The sequence below is a fragment of the Niallia sp. MER 6 genome, assembly GCF_023714395.1.
GTDB lineage: Bacteria > Bacillota > Bacilli > Bacillales > Cytobacillaceae > Niallia.
The window spans coordinates 245082-264872 of record NZ_JAMAUK010000002.1 but is presented as its reverse complement, the minus strand read 5'-3'; the positions used below and the strand labels follow the sequence as shown (position 1 = coordinate 264872).

Below are 19791 nucleotides of genomic sequence, written 5' to 3'. Positions count from 1 at the left end.
AGAAGGAAGAGAGGACGATCTTAGATGAATCGAAAATTGCTGGTGATATGCATGACAAGCTCCCTCATAGTTGGAGCCGGCGGCACTTATATTGGAATGAATATATGGGAAGAGAATAAAACGAAGTCTGATTCAGCAGCAAACAGCAATGCGACAGTCTTATCGAAGGTTGACAAAGCGTATAACCTGATCTTAAACAATTATGTGGAAAAAGTAGATAAGGCTGAATTAGAGGAGGGTGCAATTAAGGGCATGCTTTCTACCCTTGATGATCCGTATTCTGTTTATATGGACAAGGACAGCGCAAAACAGTTTGAACAAGCTCTTGATTCCTCTTTTGAAGGCATTGGTGCTGAAATAAGCGCAGAAGACGATAAGGTTATTATTGTGTCGCCAATAAAGGATTCTCCTGCAGAAAAGGCTGGTATTAAAGCAAATGATGAAATTGTTAAGGTGGACGGAGAAAGTGTACAAGGCTTTGATCTGTATGATGTGACGCAAAAGATTAGGGGAGAAAAAGGCACGAAGGTAGAATTGGAGATTGTCAGACAAGGGCTGGAAAAGCCGCTGCAAATAGCCGTTGTCCGTGATGAGGTTCCGCAAATAACGGTTCATTCCTCTGTTAAAAGAGAGGGCGGCGAAAATATCGGTTATATTGAAATTACCTCCTTTTCACAGGAGACAGCTTCTGAATTTCATAAGGCATTACAGGAGCAAGAGCAGCAAGGAATTGCCGGCTTGATATTGGATGTCAGAGGCAACCCAGGGGGACTGCTTACAAGTGTGAATGAGATTTTAGGAGAGTTTGTGACTTTAGACAAGCCTTATGTGCAAATTGAGCATCGAGATGGAGAGACCGAACAATTCTACTCTGACTTAAAACAAAAGAAGGATTATCCAGTTGTTGTGCTTGTAGATAATGGAAGTGCCTCAGCATCAGAAATAATGGCTGGTGCTATGAAAGAAGCGGAAAACTACACACTTATTGGTGAAAAGACGTTCGGTAAGGGGACAGTTCAGCAAGCTGTGCCAATGGAGGATGGAAGCAAAATTAAATTAACTTTATTCAAATGGCTCACACCTGATGGGAATTGGATTCATAAAAAAGGGATAGAACCAAACTTGGAAGTGGAGAAATCGGCTTTATACAAAACTCATCCACTTCAAATAGAAAAGACGTTGAAGCGGGAAATGAACACCGAGCAAGTCAAGTATGCGCAGGAGATTTTAACAAGTCTTGGCTATCGGACAGACAGGCAGGATGGTTATTTCAGCAGCCAGACAGAAATTGCTGTGAAGGCCTTTCAAGGAAGCAATAATTTGACAGAAACAGGAACGATTGACGCAAATACAGCCGAAAAGATGCAGCAGGCAGTCAGAACGGAAATGCAAAAAGATGAAAACGATATGCAGCTGCAAACAGCTTTGCGATATATCGTGAATTAGAGAAAGCACACCTTAAAGAAGGTGTGCTTTTTCGTGTTGTTTACTTATTTAAAATGCTGTCCTCCAGCACGAGTGTTTTATCGCCATAGACCTTCGTAATATGCCTTTCTCCCCAATTACATAGTGCATCAAGAATACTTTGCAGGCTTTGACCATATTCACTCAGCTCGTATTCTACCTTAGGTGGAATTTGCTGATAAATGATTCGGTTAATAATGCCGTCCTCTTCTAATTCACGAAGCTGTTGTGTTAACATTTTTTGGGTAATATTAGGCATTAATCGCTTCAGTTCGCTTGTCCGTTTTTTGCCATGTGTAAGATGGCATAGGATTACACATTTCCACTTGCCGCCGATTACCTCAAGGGTTGCCTCAACAGAAATATTGTATTTCTTCTTTTCCATGCTGTAACCTCCAGATGATATTATAGGCACTAAAAAGTACCTATAGTACTTTGCGGTGCCTATATCACAAAAAAGTACGTACTTTTCAAAGATATCTATATGATTCATAATAACATTTGCCGGCCGAAAAGCAAGCTGATAAAAATTCATTCCACTAGTGGATCATTATATATCAAGCATCAAGAAGGAGGACATATGAGTAATCGTAAGAATGGAAGCGTGTATGCCTTGCTTGCATTGGCAGTCAGTGCTTTCGCAATTGGTACAACAGAATTTATTAGTGTCGGTCTTCTGCCTTTAATTTCAGCAGACTTGAATGTCAGCATTACTGCAGCAGGATTGACAGTATCCATTTACGCTCTTGGTGTTACAATCGGTGCGCCAGTTTTGACGTCCATCACCTCAAGAGTTTCCAGAAAAACATTATTATTATGGATTATGATCGTATTTATTATTGGTAACAGCATTGCTGCAGCAGCGAGCAGCCTTACTGTCTTGTTAATAGCAAGAATAATCTCTGCATTATCACATGGTATCTTCATGTCAATCGGCTCAACGATTGCAGCAGATCTTGTCAGCAAGGATAAAAGAGCAAGTGCTATTTCAATTATGTTCACAGGACTAACAGTAGCAACCATAACTGGTGTGCCAATTGGAACATTTATCGGCCAGCAATTCGGCTGGCGATTAGCATTTGTTGCAATAGTGCTTGTTGGTATTATCGCATTTATTGCCAATAGCATTCTTGTCCCGAAGAATCTTTCAAAGGCCAAGCCTTCTACGTTTAAAGATCAGCTTTCGTTAGTGACTAAGAGCAGATTGCTGCTTTTGTTCATTATCACAGCATTAGGCTACGGGGGGACATTTGTTGTCTTTACGTATCTTTCACCGCTTCTTCATGAAATCACTGGTTTCAAGGAAAGCACAGTTGCAGGCATCCTGCTTTTATATGGAATGGCCATCGCAGCAGGGAATATGATTGGAGGCAGGCTTTCTAATAAAAAGCCGCTCACAGCTCTGTTTTACATGTTTATAGCACAAGCTATCATCCTATTTTTGCTTATCTTTGCCTTGCCGTATAAAGGTGCAGGCCTTGCGATGATTATATTAATGGGTCTGTTGGCGTTTATGAATGTGCCTGGACTGCAAGTTTATGTTGTGATGCTTGCAGAGCGGTATGTGCCTGGAGCAGTTGATGTCGCCTCTGCTGTTAATATCGCTGCCTTCAATGCAGGTATCGCGATTGGTTCTTATTTAGGTGGAGTTGTTACTAACTCATTAGGTTTAATTCATACAGCTTGGGTCGGCGGAGTAATGGTAGCAGCCGCAGTACTGCTGACTGGCTGGAGCTTAGTGTTAGAGAAAAAAGCAAATAAAAAGGAATGGGGTAAATAATATGAAACATTTACAAGATACAGTCGCATTAGCAAATGGAGTAAAAATGCCATGGCTCGGATTAGGAGTATTTCAAGTTGAGGATGGAGCAACCGTTGTAGAATCTGTTCGTGCCGCGATTAAAAACGGGTACCGCAGTATTGATACGGCAGCTATTTACCAAAATGAAGCAGGTGTCGGCCAAGGAATCAAGGAGGGAATCGAGCTTGCTGGAATTAGCCGGGAAGATCTCTTCATTACATCGAAAGTCTGGAATGATGACCTTGGTTATGAAAAAACATTGGCCGCATTTGAGGCTAGCTTAGAGAAGTTAGGTCTTGATTACTTGGATTTATATTTAATTCATTGGCCAAAGGCTGGAAAGTACAAGGAAGCATGGAGAGCGCTAGAAACTCTTTATAAGAATAAAAAAGTTAAGGCAATCGGTGTCAGCAACTTTCAGGTTCACCATCTTGAAGATTTAATGAAGGACGCAGAAATAATGCCGATGATTAATCAAGTCGAGTTCCATCCAAAACTTACACAAACAGAAGTAAGAGCCTTCTGCCAAAGTCACGGTATCCAAGTGGAAGCATGGTCGCCATTAATGCAAGGTCAGCTTCTGGATCATGAGCTGTTAAAAAGCATTGGGGCAAAGTACAATAAATCTGTAGCACAAGTTATCATCCGTTGGGACTTGCAAAATGGGATTATCACAATCCCTAAATCTATTAAAGAGCATCGAATTATTGAAAATGCTGATGTGTTTGACTTCATATTGACTGATAAAGAAATGGAGCAAATCACTGAATTGAACGAAAATCTGCGTGTAGGTCCAGATCCAGATAATTTTGATTTTTAATACGAAAAAGGTCTGCTTCCACTATGGAAGCAGGCCTTTATTGATTAGCTAGTGGTAAAAGGCTTTAAATTTAATATCACCATCTATTCTTATCATGTACAGACCAACAAGGTTGTAGGGATAACTTTTAAGTTAATTCACCAATTTACCTATACATGTACGTACGAATATATGGTAGAATGTACGTGTCATCAAGTTTACCATAGAAAAAGATAATCAGTTGGAAAGGGGATAGGTGAATGAAGCTGGCGATCGCAAGCGACCATGGCGGCTTTCATTTAAAGGAGGCTGTTAAGGCCTATTTGGAGGGTAGTGGTATGACAGTTCTCGATTTTGGCTGCACGAGCACAGATAGTGTTGATTTTCCTGGTTATGCGAAAACAGTAGGAGATGCTATTAATTGTAAAGAAGTTGATTTAGGAATTCTCTGTTGCGGTACAGGAATTGGGATGAGTATTGCCGCTAATAAAATCAAAGGTATTCGTGCTGCTGCAGTAGGAGATGTATTCACAGCAAAAGCGACAAGAGAGCATAATGACAGCAATGTTCTCTGTCTTGGCGAGCGTGTAACCGGTGAAGGATTAGCGTTGACGATAGTAGAAACATGGCTGAATGCTGAGTTTTTAGGAGGCAGGCATGCCCAAAGGGTCAATGCTATCGGTGAACTGGAGGCAGGGCTATAATTTAAGGGATAACTCTGAAAAATCTGCCAGAAAAAATCCCCTAAAAAGACAAGTTTTTTTCCATTGCTCTCATAATCCTATATAATACCATTATATGAAATTAAAAACGCATGCAATTAATTAGGGGGTAAAATGCTTTGAAAGTTGGAGTAATTGTCTTTGGGAGTTTGCCTGCAGGGGTCAAACAAATAGTGTATAAGTTGCAGCTTCATTTAACTCCTAAGCACGAATTGGTTGGAATGGAGATAGAAAAGGGAACGGGAACAGCAAGATATAAGGAGCTTAACATAAACAGCGACTCTCCTTACTTGAGCGATTCAATGCTTATGATGTCTGCATATCCTGAAGATGATAAATGGGAAGAAATTTTTTCTGCAGTAGATACTGCTGTTGTCATTGGAAATGCAGAGGCGAAAGAAAAATGGACAAGCTATTTGGCTGACCATTCTTCCGTACGCTCTTTATTTGTTCCGGTGTCAATTTTTAATGATATAGAAGGTTCTGAAACCACGCTTGGTTATGATACAGCGGTGAACAGCATCGTCGATAATATTCTTAGAGTGAAGGATACAATTAACTCCTTGAAATATGACAATCCGCGGTTATTCGGTTTTTCTATAGATGGAAGCCCCTCCATTAAAATGCTGGAGGACATTTCGAGTGCAGGAGACGGGCATTTCTTTGCTCCTGAATTTGGAGCAGATGAAATGGACGCACTAAAGGAACGCATCGAAGCAAGCTTTACAGAATGGAACACTTCTTCTGTCCTTGTATATAGTGCTGCTGCACATGCTTCAGCAATAGAACAAGTTGTTGACCATCTGAAAGTAGATTTTAAATATACGGAAATCGATGAGGCACTTTGTATGGGGACAAACCCGACAGCAGCTGACCGAATTTTAGCTAACAGACTGACAGGCGGGATTCTTTCTTGGTTAGAGCAAAAGCAAGAAACAGGCCAATTGGCTGTACAAACGGACGAAATTGCATTTATAAAGAAATAATAAAAACCTGATAAAGGACTGGTATAGATGAGCGAATTGACGAAGACAAATATTGAACAAATGGCGGTCAATACTATTAGAACACTTTCCATTGATGCCATCGAGAAATCCAACTCTGGCCACCCAGGAATGCCGATGGGTGCAGCACCGATGGCGTATGCGCTTTGGGCAAAGGAAATGAATCATAACCCTGCCAATCCTGAATGGTTTAACCGTGACCGCTTCGTCTTATCTGCAGGACATGGCTCTATGCTGTTATACAGCCTGCTTCACCTGTTCAACTACGGAGTGAGCATCGACGACTTGAAGAACTTCCGTCAATGGGGAAGCAAAACACCTGGACATCCAGAATTCGGCCACACTCCTGGAGTGGAAGCAACAACAGGTCCGCTTGGACAAGGAATTGCGATGGCAGTAGGTATGGCAATGGCAGAGAGACATCTTGCTGAGACATACAATAAAGGCGACTATCAAGTTGTTGATCATTATACATACAGCATCTGCGGCGACGGTGATTTAATGGAGGGAGTTTCAGCAGAAGCAGCATCCCTTGCAGCACATCTAAAGCTTGGAAGATTGGTTGTTCTATATGATTCCAATGATATTTCTCTTGACGGTGATCTTCATCTTTCCTTCTCAGAAAGTGTGCAAAAGCGTTTTGAAGCATATGGCTGGGAGGTTCTTCGTGTTGAGGATGGCAATGATATCGCGGAAATTCAAGCAGCTATTGCACAAGCGAAGAAATCAGATGTGCCGACATTGATTGAAGTTAAGACAGTTATTGGCTACGGTTCGCCGAATAAAGGCGGTAAATCAGCTTCCCACGGTGCACCGCTTGGAGCTGACGAAACATTGCTTGCAAAGCAAGCTTACAGCTGGGAATATGAAGAAGCATTCCATGTGCCTACAGAGGTTGCTGAGCACTATGCAGGTTTAGCTGCTGAAGGTCAGACAAAGGAAAATGAGTGGAATAAAATGTATGAAGCTTATAAAGCGGAATATCCGGAGCTTGCAACTCAGCTGGAAACAGCAATTAAAGGGGAAGTGCCAGCGAATCTTCAAGAAAGCTTGCCTGATTTCGAAGCTGGAAGCGCAATGGCAACAAGAGATTCTTCTGGAAAGAGCATTCAAGCAGCGGCAAAAGCAATTCCAGCATTCATCGGCGGTTCAGCTGACTTGGCAGGCTCTAATAAAACGCTGATCGGTCATGAAAAGAACTTTGGTCTGGATGGCTATGCAGCTAAAAATATTTGGTTTGGCGTACGTGAATTTGCGATGGGGGCAGCTATTAATGGTATGGCATTGCATGGCGGTGTGAAGGTGTTTGGAGCGACATTCTTTGTTTTCTCTGACTATCTGCGTCCTGCTATCCGTCTTGCAGCATTAATGAAGCTTCCTGTCACATATGTTTTCACACATGACAGTATTGCTGTCGGTGAAGACGGACCAACGCATGAGCCGGTTGAGCAGCTTGCTTCCTTGCGTGCAATGCCAGGTCTGTCTGTCATTCGTCCTGCTGATGCTAAGGAAACAGCAGCCGCATGGCAAATTGCCTTGGAAAGCAAGGATACTCCAACTGCATTAGTGCTGACTCGCCAAAACTTGCCTACATTGGATTTAACTAAGGCTGAGGCATTTAATGGCGTAAGTAAAGGAGCTTATACCGTTTCTGCCGCAAAAGGGGAGACGCAAGGTTTGCTGCTTGCGAGCGGATCTGAAGTGTCTCTAGCCATTCAAGCACAAGCAGAACTTGAAGCAGACGGAATTTCTGTAGGTGTTGTCAGCATGCCAAGCTGGGACTTGTTCGAAAAGCAGTCTCAAAGCTATAAAGACAGCGTGCTTCCAGACAGCATTCAAGCTCGTGTAGCAATCGAAGCAGGTGCTTCATTAGGATGGAGAGAGTATATCGGTGCTAAAGGAGAGCATATTACAATCGATCATTTCGGTGCATCTGCTCCAGCTGATAAGCTTTTCCAAGAATACGGCTTCACAGTAGAGAATGTGAAGGAGAAAATGAAAGCAGCTATAGAAGCTGCGAAATAACAATAGAAGCCTGCCGTTTCTGGCAGGCTTTATTTATTGGTTTTGATTATTCTTATATGAAATTATCTCTCCTGGGCTTTCTATTAGTTTGCTAGTAGAATATAATAGATTTATATTATGAGGAATATCACGTTCTTGTGCATATAGTAATTTCAACTAGTTTTAAAAAAAGGTGGGACTCTTCATGTGGCAAGATTGGCTAATTGAATTATTAAAGGGGTTTGGAAAACTATTTCTTCATCCTTTGTTTTATCTTTCCTTTTTGTTAGCAGCCTATTTAGGTGTCTCAAGGGTGAAGAAGGAGCGAAAGGATTTCACCATCAGGGCATTGAATGCTTATTTTGAGCTGAAACAGCTTCTGCCTGTTGGCGTCATTATAGGATTGTGCCTATCGATAATATCGATTGGATTAGTTCTCGTAGTGCCGATGGAAATGGTTATCTATACAGGCATCTTCACTCTGCTTCTAAGCTTAATTTGGAAGACACGTTTGCTTTCTCCCGTGTATACTGTTGGTCTTGGAATATTGGCAAGCATCGCTTCTCTGTATATGGGATGGGATTTCTTCCTCTTTTCTGAGAGCGTAATTGGCGGAGATACATATATCTTTCCAACTGCTGTTGCGGTGTTAGGCTTGCTGCTTGCAGCAGAGGGCTTGCTGATTCAGAAGAATGGCAGCAAAGGAACATCACCTCGCCTGACAAAAAGCAGCAGGGGACAGGCAATCGGCATCCATTTGTCAGAAAGAGCTTGGCTTGTGCCATTGTTTCTGTTTCTCCCGGAAGGAGTACTGTCTATTCCTGTTGAAGGATGGCCGGTCTTTACTGTTGGTGATCAAACATACTCCATCATCCTTGTGCCGTTTTTGCTAGGATTCAGACAAGCAGTACAAGCAGTACATCCTACAGTTGCAGTGCGAGCAGTCGGCAAAAGGGTGTTCTGGCTCGGGCTGTTTATTGCAATAAGTGCGGCAGCTGCTTATTATTTCCCTCTTGCGGCTATAGGTAGTGTTATTGTGGCTATTATCGGCCGTGAATGGATTACGGCAGGTCAAAAAGCGAAGGAAAAAAATAAAGGCTTTTATTTCACGAAAAAAAATAATGGCATCATGATTTTAGGTGTTGTTCCTGACTCTCCAGCAGATAAGATGGGGCTTAAAATCGGTGAAATTATCACAAAAGTGAACAGCATTCCAGTGCAGGACGAAATTCAGCTTTACACTGCACTGCAAAAAAACTCAGCTCATTGCAAAATGGAAGTTCTCGATACAAACCATGAGGTTCGTTTTACTCAGAGGGCATTGTACGAAGGAGACTATCATAAGCTTGGCATTCTGATGATTCAGGATGAAAAGGCGAAAGGCAATCAAGCAGTATAAAGTGTTAAACCCAAAATTTCAACGGAATTGCGAAAAAAATAACCGGAATAAAATAAGTAAATAATAGAGAATATTGAGATATAACCGCTTAGTAATTTATATAAGCGGTTAAATTTTTTTAAGGGTTGATTATTATATGAACAAAGAACCACAAGAACTAATAGTTTTTTGTAACCCATATAATGGAGAAAGTTTTGATAGCTTTCTGTCACGATTGAGTGAAAAGAACCTCTATGATGGAACATCTTATCTGTATGGATATGCTGGTTTAAATAAAAATAGAAATATTGGAAATGTAAATAAGAGATTAATGACTTAAGTTTTGGTATACTTCCAAGGCTAACTGGGGTCAGTGAAGAGAGTTTACTTAATTTAACATATCATCGAGAAATTTTAGGTAGTATTACTCAAACTGATGTTTCGATAATATTAAATTATTTTAAAAAAAGGGGCTTACACAGCAAGGTAGAAAAAAATATTGTCCAAAGTGTCTGGAAGAAAAGATATTCTTTAAAAAAGAATGGGAGCTAGTTTGCTATCAAGTTTGTTGGTTACATAGACAAAGAGACAGGCAATATTAAGAACTTTTTCCCATCTATTGAATAAAGAATGAGGTGTTATTGATTATGACTGAATTAACAAAAGAGGAAAAAAGGAAACTCATCAGATTTTATTATGCACATATGGGGATTGGCCGATTTTTGACCATATTAGAACAGTATTCTAAGGGGTGGGGATACGGAGACGAATACGCACGATATGTTTTTGCGAGTTATTACGAAGATTGGGAAGAAGATTATTTCGGTGAAGAGGGTATAGCCTACTATATCGATGCTCCAGCTGCAGATGAAGACACGGAAATAATACTAGATTACCAAACTTTTTATCAGTATTTGAAAGATGACTGTGAAGATTATCTTCAGCAACGTCCAGAGGACAGAGAGAAAGTACAGGAATATCTCCAAAAAATTAAAGAAAAATTTAATATCGAAGACTAGACTCGTAGGGGGTTCCTCCGAGTATTTATACACGTTTTTCATAAATATCCAGAAGATCCCTTTAGGTCTTCCCCTATTCACCAATAAATAAGGTTAAAGGTGTACTAATGAATACTCAAGAATATAGAAAGCTAGTTAACCTTTTTTATATACATATGGGTGATGCTAAATTCCTGAGGACACTAAGAGCATACTCTGAAGGTCAAGGATATGGAGATGAATATGCACGATTTGTTTTTGCGAACTATTATGAAGAGTGGGAAGAAGATTATTTCGGAGAAGAAGGTATCGCTTATTACATCGACAATCCAGTTGTAGACGAAGATGCTGAAGTAATATTAGATTACCAAACGTTTTACCAATTTTTATTAGAAGATTGCGAACTGTATATGCGAAGACACCCTAATGATTCAAAAGAGGTAAATGACTACCTTGAAAAGATAAAAGAAAAATACAACATACAAGAATAAACTCGGAGGGAATATCCTTCGAGTTTTTATCCGATTGCAGGTATGTAAGAAGTACTTAACCATAGGGGACACTCTAACGGAGAATAGAAAAAGGAGAGAGTTAAAATGTCGGAACTAACAGAAATGGAAGAAAAGAAACTAATTAAGTATTATTATTTTCTTATGGGAGACGGTAGGTTCTTAAATATTTTACATCACTATTCCATAGAGTGGGGTTATGGAGATGAATACGCTTGGTATGTATTTGCTAGTATTTATGAAGATTGGGAAGAAGATTATTTCGGGACAGAGGGAGTGAGATATTACCTCGATTATCCTGCTGTAGAAAAAGATATAGAAATTACATTAGATTATGAGACATTTTATCGTTACTTATTAGAAGATTGTGAGGAGTATCTGCAAAAACGTCCAAAAGATAGGGAATGGGTAACCGAGTACCTTCAGATGATCAAAGAGAAATTTAAAATAAAAGGATGAACTTGAGTGAGTTTTTTAAATTATTAATATCTTAATTTTTCTTAAATATCATTTCTAAAAAACTGCTTAAATATATTTAATATTCGTTTGGTTAAACGAGTTTTTTTGTTGCAAAGTTATGTTAGAAACCACCAAAAAATGAAATGTTTTTTGGACAAATAAAAATAATATTGCTAGTATTCCCTAATTAAAGGGGGTTAATTAAAAAGATATTGGTAGAAGCGACAGTTTTTGCATTAAAATCTGGAAAAGATTCAATTGATGAGATTGATTTAAATTTAGCATATAACCGTGTTAAAGTTTCAGCGAGAAGATTTGCAACTAATCCTTTTATGCATGATCAATTTCATCTTTTAAGTGCACTCCAAGATGAAGAAAACAGGTTAAAAAGAGAACGATTAAAAATAAAATAAACCCTATAAAAAAATGAGCTAATGATGCTCTTTTTTATAGGATTTTATTTGTGAAAAATATGTAATATGGGAAGCAATTAACGGAATATATTGACTAGAAGAGTAACATTATTGGACTAGGTATAGGTTTGAAAATATTCCGGGAACATTTTGTGTTTTACAATAAACATAGGTAAAAAAGATTCCTGTAAATAGCAGGGATCTTTTTTTTGCGGAAAAGCCTCATTTCTCCTAATACAAATGCCGGTACCAGAATAGTACAAGCTAACATATTATAAGGTGAATGGCAAAATTAATAACAAGGAGTGAATGGTAATGGACAGAGGTACACTCATTCGTACATTAGTGTTGGCAATCGCATTGGTCAACCAAGTCCTAGTTTCCTTTGGTTTATACGAAATTCCTGGGACAAGTGAGGATTGGACAAACTACCTGACTAACGCATTTACAGTTATAGCAGCTGCAATTGCTTGGTTTAAGAATAACTATGTAACTGCAAAAGGGAAAATGCAGAAGGAAGTTTTGAAGGCAAGTAATCTTACGAACGCGAAATAAAGGATAGAGCACCGTGATGGTGCTCTTCTTCTGTTTAATTGAGTTTTGACTTCTTTTGAGCGTATTAATTTTTTATTTAAAGTGATTATTTTATAATAGAACAGAAAGACTAGGAAGGAATTCCAAAGTACTCGATGAAAAGAGGTCAAAACAATGAAAATAGAGGTATGGTCAGATTTTGTATGTCCATTTTGTTATATAGGCAAGCGCCGTTTAGAGGAAGCTATTGCTCAGTTTCCTGGTAAAGATCAAGTAGAGGTTGAGTTCAAAAGCTTTGAATTAGACCCAAATGCAAAACCTTACTCCGGCACAGGAATCAATGAAGCGCTGGCAAAAAAATACGGCATGAGCATTGAGGAAGCAAAACGAGCAAATGAAGGAATTGGCAGCCAGGCTGCTGGTGTCGGTTTGCAATTTAACTTTGATGATATGAAGCCAACAAATACATTTGACGCTCATCGCCTGGCGAAGTTTGCGGCAACTGTCGGCAAAGAAAAGGAAATGACAGAAAAGCTGTTAGCTTCTTACTTTACAGAATCAAAGCTGATAAGCGACCATGACGTATTAGTAGAAATTGCTCAATCTGCAGGTATAGAAAAAGCAGAAACTTTAGCTGTTTTAAATGACTCTACAAAATATGCAAATGATGTCAGAATTGATGAAGCTTTAGCACAGCAAATGGGAGTGACTGGAGTTCCGTTTTTTGTTATTAATCAAAAGTATTCTATCTCAGGCGCACAGCCGACTGAAACATTCAAACGTGCTCTTCAGCAAGTTTGGGAAGAAGAAGGAAACGCACCTAAACTGCAAGACCTTTCAGGAGGAAATGCAGGAGCAGCTTGCACAGATGATAACTGTGAAATTCCTGAAAAATAATAGACCTAAAGTTATCTAACAACGAAGGGAGCAATATTTGCTCCCTTCGTTGTTTTTTATTGAAGGATGCACTTTGCTTGTAAAAGCTAACAGTGTGGCTTGAAGTCTGAATTTCTGGGACTCAAACCATTATTTTTTAGATAACCGATAGTTTTCAAGAGCCTAATATGCCTCGCCCTAAAAAGCCCTAAAGGTTATTGATAACTCCGATTAATTACTATAAAGACTTGGAAGAATATACTCACCAAAGAACAGCCAGCTTTGTTTCTTTTATAGTGTTTAAATTGTGTTTACATAAAAAAGTAATTGACATGTAAGCATCTTCTAATTTAAAATTACATGCATGTGCAATTATAAGTAGTGCAACTATTTTTTGTGGAAAGGATACCGATATGTCAGATAAGTATATGGATAATAAAGAGTTAGGCTTGATACTTTCGAGGACTTATTTAGCTTTTAAAAGAGCAGCTACCCGTCAGATGAGCAGCTTTGGACTGACACCAGAACAGTTTTCTGTGCTGAGCGAATTAAGCAAGACGGAGGGAGTTTCCCAAAAGCGGCTGGCAGAGCTGACAGAAAGAGACCAGACAACAGTTGGTAAGATTCTGGATAAGCTCATAAAAAAAGAGCTTGTAAGTCGTTCTGCAGATCCGTCTGACAGGAGAGCGGTCCGGTTAAATATCACAAGAAAGGGTCTCGATTTGCATGCGCAAATATGGCCAGAGCTCGAGCAGCTTGAAAACCAGACATATAAAGGTCTTAAGGAATCGGAAGTTGAGAGCTTCATCCACATATTAAATAAAATGTATGATAATCTTTCGTAATTTTTTTTAAGAATATACATGCATGTGCAACTTTTTTTGTGAACAGTAGTAAAGGGGAGTAGGAATGAAGATTTTACAAGGTTTTAAAAATATGATGAAAATTCCACAGACAAAAATTGGTTTAGTATTTGCTATTTTTGTGCCTGTGTTCTTTATGATCGTCTGGATGACTGGATATAATCATGCAACAGAAAGACTGGATGAGCTTAATGTTGGCATTGTTAACGAAGATGGAGCGGCAAGCAAAGCGTTAGAAGAACAAATTGCCAAAAGCAGCCCTTTCCATATTGTGTCCAATTCGGGATTTGAAAAAGCGAAGGAGCAGCTTGATAAAGGCAATTATGCAATGCTTATCGTTATTCCTTCCAAATTCGCAGAGGAAATGGGCAGTGGCAATGGGGAACTGACTTTCTATGTTAATGAGGCAAACTCTCAAGTAGCTGTGTCTATGATGGAAAAAGCAGCATCCGAAATCAGTGCAAATATAGGTGTTCATAGCGGTGTTAAAGCAGATATTGTGAAAACAAACGAGGTTCATAATTTCGCAGCATCTATGCTTCCGATGATTTTTGGCTTTATCACCTATATAGCTGTAATGACGATGAATATCCAATTTAATCTTGTTTCTCAAATCATGAAAAAACATAACTCAAAATGGCAAATTTTCTGGAGCAGGCAGCTGTTGCTGGTCATCGTAGCGCTCGTTGTTCCGACAATCATTGTCAGTCTTGCGGTCAGCTTTCAAGATGTGGCTGCGCCATACTGGAAGTTATGGCTGTTCCATGTGTTAACAGCAGCAGCATGCATCAGCTTCACACAAATGAGTTTCAGCTTATTTGGCAATGCAGGACCGCTCTTTAATGTAGCGATGGTTCCATTGCAGTTAATGACAGCAGGCAATATTATTCCAGCAAATATGCTTGCACCGTTTTACCAGCATTTCGGTGCCTTCTTGCCTGCTTCTAATGGGGTGCAAGGATTCACGAAGTTGATTTATACAGGAGATTCAGTATCATCATTCGCAGTGAACCTTGTGCTTATACTGATTGTGACATTTGCTATCACGGTTATCAGACTGGCAGCACAAAAAGAAAAAGCAGTTAATTCTGCGGTATCTGCAAAGCAATTAGCTCATTAAAAAAAAGGAAAATCCATCATTTTCGATGGATTTTCCTTTTTTAGTATAGCTGTCGACTTTCAGTTAGCATTAATACCTCCTGTGCTTTAACAGGCTTGGAGAATAAGAAACCTTGAATGCTGTAGCAACCCATTTCTTGCAGCAAATGAAGCTGTTCCTTCAGTTCGACACCTTCTGCTACAAGGTTGAGATTCAGGTTATTAGCTAAAGTGATAATGGTATGAACGATGGCGTTATTCGTTTCTGTCCCAAGATTTTGAACAAATTCTCTCGGGATTTTCAGGGCATCAATCGGCAGCTCCGTTAAATAGGACAAGGAGGAATGACCTGTGCCGAAATCATCTATTGAAATTCGGACACCCAATTCTTTCAGCCTGTGCATGGTGGCCACTGTTTTTTCAATTTGGTTCATGGCGATCGCTTCTGTAATTTCGATAATTAAGTAGTTTGGATCAAAGCCTGATTCAGCTACTGAAGCAGCAATGAAATCAACAAGGTCACTTGATTGACGCCTCTGCACCGTATATAAGATCTTCCTGAGTATCCACTTGCGGCTGATAATAAAGGACGAACTCATCATTTTGAATAGCGTGATGCAAATCCTGTTCTAGTCTTAAGTGATTTTCAGACACACCCTCCATTCCAGGCTTATAGAAATTATATTGATTTTTTCCATTCTTTTTTGAGTAATACATCGCAATATCTGCTTGTTTCATCATGGTGACTGCGCTTTTTTCTGTTCCTTCTGATAAAGAAATGCCCATGCTTGGAGTTGTGACAACATAATTTTCCTTAATGAAGTAAGCGGGTGTTAATGCTTTCATCATTTGTTCAAGCAGCTCTATGATTTCGTCCTCTGTCCTACGGTTTTTTAACAAAATCGTAAATTCATCACCGCCCAATCTGGCGAGTATGTCACCAGGGTGGATGACAGAGTTCAGCCTTGTTGAGATTGATACAAGCAATTCATCACCAGCATCATGCCCTAACGAGTCATTAATCACTTTAAAACGGTCAAAATCAATGAAAATAACAGCCATTAAGCCTGATTTTGCTGATTTAATCCCTTTTCGCAGCGACTCTTCAAAATAAGCTCTGTTTGCTAATCCGGTCAGTGAATCATGATAAGCTAAAAACTGGATTCGTTCATTGCTTGCAATAGCGTTTGTAATATCTTTTGAGATGACAAATACGCCGGCAACTTCCATGTTTATATACATTGGAATGAAGGTTATATAATAAAAATATCTTTTGCCAAAATCATCCCGATAATCCACTTCAAAGCTTTGATGCAGGCCTTGAAGAGCGATATGAAAGCTTTTCTCAACAACCTGTCTTTTTTCTTTGAATATATGAAAAAAGGAAGCTCCTAAAAAGGATTCTATAGGTTCATAAGCCATCCTGACAAAAGCGTTGTTTATTTCAATAATATTGCCTTGTAAATCAAGTGTCATTGCAGCATCTGGATGAAACTTGAACAAGGACATGAATTTTTGATTGTCTGTGCTCGCAGTTTTAAGCAGCCTTTTATAATTTGCCAAAATGATAATCTGTCTTGCCATGATAAGGAAAACGGATAAGAGGCCTCCAATTGCCAAAACAGGATGATGATGATCGACGATAATAATAAAACATATAAAAAATAAGAGGGCAGAATATGGAATAAATATTTGTAAAAAATCGTATCTCCGTCTTTTGGTCATAGCTGCTGCTGGAGTCCTTTTTGCAGCAATGCTCGCTAATGCGATAATCAGCAAAGATAAAATAAATAAAGGGTCAAAATAGCTTCCCGTATTGTATTTAGTGACAAACAGCAAATACATATAGCCCGTATCTGCGGCAATTTGCACGAGTATTCCTATTAAAATTACCGTTAAATTTGTTCTGAGTGGCAGCTCTTTAATGGAAAATAGGATTAATAAGGCTCCAATCAATAAGGCAAGATCACCTAATGGGTATCCGATTGCTGTAGCCAGAAAAATTCCTGTATAACCTTCTGTTTTCAGCAAAGGTTCAAGAAGGAAGTAGTAGCTTAAACAGAATGCAACAATCATTACAATCATTAATTCAAAAATTAGCTGAACACTGCGGAGCAAGGTTCTTTGCATGCTGAAGTAACGGAGGAAACCAGTTAAATAAAAGAAAATCTGCAGCATGTAGAAGATGTCGCTGTAATCTGGGAATGGAACCGTTTGACGCAAAATACTTTCCTGATACAACCAAATCAGCTCTGCGATAAAGTACGTAAATGTGCCGCTGGCAAGCCAAAACCAAAGAATTTTTTCAGGTGTGCTGCTTTTTCGATAAGAAAAGAACAACACAGCAGTGGAAATGAGCGCACCTGCAGCCGATAAAATATTACTGCTCAGCACAGTTATGTGACTGTCTGTTCCAAACAGCAAAACACCATAATAGATTAATATATAGCTGACAATAATAAAAACTCCGATACCAATTCTGTATGTAACTTTCAACTTGCTCATCCTTTTTCCTCACGACTATTAATTGGGTATTTTGTCTCATTATAAACGAAAATATAGGTTATTCCCACAGAATAAGGAAATTAATTAGCTGGTACTATTTTCTAAAGGTGCATGGCTTACTTTTAGGAAAAGCGTTTTTTTTAGAGAAACTTGTCCTTTTTGCGCAATATATGAACATTTGCCTAAAAAATGCATATATATTAATTGACGTATTGTTGATATACATTTAAAATCTTTCCTAAGGGAAACTTTTTTAAATGGAGTAAACAAACGTTAAATTGCCAATTAGCTGAATGCTTAAAAAACTTCAATAAAGGGGAATGACAATGCCGGATAATTTACTGCTAGCTTTTGGGTTAACCTTATTAGCTGGTCTTGCAACAGGTATCGGAAGTTTGCTTGCATTACTTACTTCCAGAACGAATACTAAATTCCTGTCATGGATGCTTGGATTTTCTGCAGGTGTAATGATTTATGTTTCGATGATTGAGATTTTTGTAAAAGCGAAGGATTCACTCGTCAGTTATTTAGGGGAACAGCAGGGGAATTGGCTCACTGTCGGTGGTTTTTTTGCAGGGATTTTACTGATAGCATTAATTGATAAGTTTGTACCAGAACAGGGGAATCCACATGAATTGAAGAAGGTTGAAGATTTGACATCTCCTAAGAAAACGACAGACGCAGCTCTGTTGAAAATGGGGACATTTACAGCGCTTGCCATCGCAATTCATAACTTTCCGGAAGGTATTGCTACATTTACTGCTGCCTTGCAGGATCCAGCACTTGGAGTTGCTATCGCTATCGCAATAGCCATTCACAATATTCCTGAGGGAATTGCCGTTTCCGTACCAATCTATTTTGCAACAGGAGACAGAAAAAAGGCATTCAAATTATCCTTTTTATCTGGTCTTGCAGAGCCGGTCGGCGCTGTCGTGGCATTCTTGATTTTGATGCCATTTTTGAATGATCTTATGTTTGGTTTAATATTTGCAGCAGTTGCAGGAATCATGGTTTTCATATCTTTGGATGAATTATTGCCTGCCGCAAAGAAATATGACGAAGGCCACTTGTCGATTTACGGTCTAGTTACGGGTATGGCTGTTATGGCAGTCAGCTTGCTGCTAGTTATTTAAGATTCATAGCAGCAAGGTGCTACCTTATTTTAAAAGCTTTTTATTTTCGATTTCCATTTTTTCTACTTCAAGCTTCATTTTATCTGTTTCCAGCAAAAAATTCTCATGCCTCAACTTTTCAAGGGTGATTTCATCTTGGATCATCTTTCGTTTTAATTTGAGTTTATCCTTTGAGTGTTCTGTAACAATGGCGATAATAGGAATGGCGAATACCATGATTACTGCGACTAGTCCTGTCATTATGAACCTCCTTCTAGAAATTGTCTTATCATTGATTATACGATAAACCCCTTGTGGATGTTTCAAAAGATGCGATATTTGTTAGATAATCTAATGAAAAAAGAGGAGTTAATGGAAATTCCTCTTTTTTTGTATTACGATGGAGACAAGCATTCTTACCAATTAACGGGGTGAAAGCAATGAATGAAAAAGCAGCAGTAGGTGAAAAGGCGGCAGTTGATTATGTTAAAGATGGCATGGTAGTTGGATTAGGTACAGGTTCAACAGTCTACTATACAATCTTAAAAATAGGCGAAATGGTCCGGAAAGGGCTGAAGATTACAGGTGTGGCGACCTCTGTCCAAACAGAAAAACTGGCCAAAGAGCAAGGTATACCGCTTCTGTCTTTAGATGAGGTAAAAACGATTGATGTAGCGATTGATGGAGCGGACGAAATAAATCATTATTTTCACGCGATTAAAGGCGGAGGCGGAGCTTTGCTGAGAGAGAAAATAATTGCAAAGGCTTCCAAACAGTTTGTAGTGGTTGCTGATTCCAAAAAAGTGGTGCAAAGCTTAGGGGAATTTCCGCTTCCTGTTGAAATAGTTCCGTTTGGAGCTGGTAAAACAGAAGGGTATATTCAAAGCTTTGGCTGTCAGACCGCATTAAGAATGCAAGGGGACAGTCCTTATGTTACCGATAACGGCAACTATATCATTGATTGCCAATTCGGTGAAATAAAAGACCCGGAACAGCTGGAAAAAGAATTGAATAACATAACAGGTGTTGTTGAAAACGGCCTGTTTGTCGATATGGTCAAGCATGTAATTACAATCGGCGAGGATAAACAGGCAATCCTTTTGGACAAGCTTGAATAATCTATTTTAAGAAGTAAGAAATGTCTTCTTCCAACCAAAACCTTTAACTTTGTTAGAGGTTTTTTCCTGCTGTCTAAGAATGTTCATAAAATCCTCACAATATCTCCGTTTTTTTTACTTTATTAAAGTTTCCA

The 19791-nt window shown here is 39.1% G+C and carries 22 protein-coding genes and 1 pseudogene; 19 read left to right on the top strand and 4 right to left on the bottom strand.

Annotated elements, in window-relative coordinates; all coding sequences use genetic code 11:
* Positions 1–24: 24 nt before the first annotated feature.
* Positions 25–1446: a S41 family peptidase gene (locus tag M3600_RS03850; protein ID WP_251644761.1), complete on the top strand. Its 1422-nt coding sequence runs from the start codon at positions 25–27 to the stop codon at positions 1444–1446.
* Positions 1447–1486: 40 nt separating this feature from the next.
* Here the strand turns inward: M3600_RS03850 and M3600_RS03845 are convergent, their stop codons facing one another.
* The gene (locus M3600_RS03845) at positions 1487–1849 is read right to left on the bottom strand and encodes a winged helix-turn-helix transcriptional regulator (RefSeq protein ID WP_233318481.1); all 363 of its coding nucleotides are present in this window, start codon (positions 1847–1849) and stop codon (positions 1487–1489) included.
* Positions 1850–2044: 195 nt separating this feature from the next.
* Between M3600_RS03845 and M3600_RS03840 the strand changes: the two genes are divergently transcribed.
* The 16 genes and pseudogenes from M3600_RS03840 (at position 2045) to M3600_RS03770 (ending at position 14944) form a co-directional block, all read left to right on the top strand.
* Positions 2045–3244 carry an MFS transporter gene (locus tag M3600_RS03840; protein WP_251644760.1) on the top strand — a complete coding sequence of 400 codons (1200 nt, stop codon included), beginning with the start codon at positions 2045–2047 and terminating at the stop codon, positions 3242–3244.
* Position 3245: 1 nt separating this feature from the next.
* Positions 3246–4085: an aldo/keto reductase gene (locus tag M3600_RS03835; RefSeq protein ID WP_233318484.1), complete on the top strand. Its 840-nt coding sequence runs from the start codon at positions 3246–3248 to the stop codon at positions 4083–4085.
* A 239-nt stretch (positions 4086–4324) separates the two neighbouring features.
* Complete coding sequence (gene rpiB / locus M3600_RS03830; protein ID WP_233318499.1) at positions 4325–4768, top strand: ribose 5-phosphate isomerase B; 444 nt, start codon at positions 4325–4327, stop codon at positions 4766–4768.
* Between the two features lie 137 nt (positions 4769–4905).
* The gene (locus M3600_RS03825) at positions 4906–5772 is read left to right on the top strand and encodes a 6-phosphofructokinase (RefSeq protein ID WP_233318501.1); all 867 of its coding nucleotides are present in this window, start codon (positions 4906–4908) and stop codon (positions 5770–5772) included.
* A gap of 27 nt (positions 5773–5799) precedes the next feature.
* Positions 5800–7815 (top strand): transketolase, encoded by a 2016-nt coding sequence (gene tkt / locus M3600_RS03820; RefSeq protein WP_251644759.1) that lies wholly within the window; start codon positions 5800–5802, stop codon positions 7813–7815.
* A gap of 184 nt (positions 7816–7999) precedes the next feature.
* Complete coding sequence (locus M3600_RS03815) at positions 8000–9193, top strand: PDZ domain-containing protein (protein WP_251644758.1); 1194 nt, start codon at positions 8000–8002, stop codon at positions 9191–9193.
* A 136-nt stretch (positions 9194–9329) separates the two neighbouring features.
* Entirely contained in the window at positions 9330–9512 is a 183-nt protein-coding gene (locus tag M3600_RS03810; protein WP_251644757.1) for a hypothetical protein, read from the top strand.
* Positions 9513–9663: 151 nt separating this feature from the next.
* Positions 9664–9774, top strand: a pseudogene (locus M3600_RS29315) (hypothetical protein); the annotation flags it as partial.
* 45 nt (positions 9775–9819) lie between these two features.
* Positions 9820–10191: a ribonuclease toxin immunity protein CdiI gene (gene cdiI, locus M3600_RS03805; RefSeq protein ID WP_251644756.1), complete on the top strand. Its 372-nt coding sequence runs from the start codon at positions 9820–9822 to the stop codon at positions 10189–10191.
* A gap of 107 nt (positions 10192–10298) precedes the next feature.
* Positions 10299–10661 carry a ribonuclease toxin immunity protein CdiI gene (cdiI, locus tag M3600_RS03800; protein ID WP_251644755.1) on the top strand — a complete coding sequence of 121 codons (363 nt, stop codon included), beginning with the start codon at positions 10299–10301 and terminating at the stop codon, positions 10659–10661.
* Between the two features lie 105 nt (positions 10662–10766).
* Positions 10767–11138, top strand: coding sequence for a ribonuclease toxin immunity protein CdiI (cdiI, locus tag M3600_RS03795; protein ID WP_251644754.1), 372 nt, complete (start codon positions 10767–10769; stop codon positions 11136–11138).
* Between the two features lie 212 nt (positions 11139–11350).
* Complete coding sequence (locus M3600_RS03790) at positions 11351–11551, top strand: hypothetical protein (protein ID WP_251644753.1); 201 nt, start codon at positions 11351–11353, stop codon at positions 11549–11551.
* Positions 11552–11866: 315 nt separating this feature from the next.
* Positions 11867–12106: a phage holin gene (locus M3600_RS03785; protein ID WP_233318507.1), complete on the top strand. Its 240-nt coding sequence runs from the start codon at positions 11867–11869 to the stop codon at positions 12104–12106.
* Between the two features lie 153 nt (positions 12107–12259).
* Positions 12260–12982, top strand: coding sequence for a DsbA family oxidoreductase (locus M3600_RS03780; protein ID WP_233318509.1), 723 nt, complete (start codon positions 12260–12262; stop codon positions 12980–12982).
* 392 nt (positions 12983–13374) lie between these two features.
* The gene (locus M3600_RS03775) at positions 13375–13806 is read left to right on the top strand and encodes a MarR family winged helix-turn-helix transcriptional regulator (RefSeq protein WP_237941913.1); all 432 of its coding nucleotides are present in this window, start codon (positions 13375–13377) and stop codon (positions 13804–13806) included.
* Between the two features lie 64 nt (positions 13807–13870).
* Positions 13871–14944: a YhgE/Pip domain-containing protein gene (locus M3600_RS03770; protein WP_251644752.1), complete on the top strand. Its 1074-nt coding sequence runs from the start codon at positions 13871–13873 to the stop codon at positions 14942–14944.
* A 40-nt stretch (positions 14945–14984) separates the two neighbouring features.
* Here M3600_RS03770 and M3600_RS03765 read toward each other — a convergent pair whose 3' ends face one another.
* Both M3600_RS03765 and M3600_RS03760 read right to left on the bottom strand, forming a co-directional pair.
* The gene (locus M3600_RS03765) at positions 14985–15464 is read right to left on the bottom strand and encodes an EAL domain-containing protein (RefSeq protein ID WP_251644751.1); all 480 of its coding nucleotides are present in this window, start codon (positions 15462–15464) and stop codon (positions 14985–14987) included.
* Entirely contained in the window at positions 15442–17427 is a 1986-nt protein-coding gene (locus M3600_RS03760; RefSeq protein WP_251644750.1) for a diguanylate cyclase domain-containing protein, read from the bottom strand. Before M3600_RS03760 ends, M3600_RS03765 begins: the two co-directional genes overlap by 23 nt.
* A gap of 326 nt (positions 17428–17753) precedes the next feature.
* On the opposite strand from M3600_RS03760, the gene zupT reads away from it, so the two are divergent.
* Positions 17754–18560: a zinc transporter ZupT gene (zupT, locus tag M3600_RS03755; protein WP_233318518.1), complete on the top strand. Its 807-nt coding sequence runs from the start codon at positions 17754–17756 to the stop codon at positions 18558–18560.
* 24 nt (positions 18561–18584) lie between these two features.
* On the opposite strand, the gene M3600_RS03750 is transcribed toward zupT, so the two are convergent.
* Positions 18585–18800: a hypothetical protein gene (locus M3600_RS03750; protein ID WP_233318520.1), complete on the bottom strand. Its 216-nt coding sequence runs from the start codon at positions 18798–18800 to the stop codon at positions 18585–18587.
* A gap of 179 nt (positions 18801–18979) precedes the next feature.
* Between M3600_RS03750 and rpiA the strand changes: the two genes are divergently transcribed.
* On the top strand, positions 18980–19657 hold the full coding sequence (rpiA, locus tag M3600_RS03745) for a ribose-5-phosphate isomerase RpiA (protein ID WP_251644749.1): 678 nt from the start codon (positions 18980–18982) through the stop codon (positions 19655–19657).
* Positions 19658–19791: the final 134 nt, after the last annotated feature.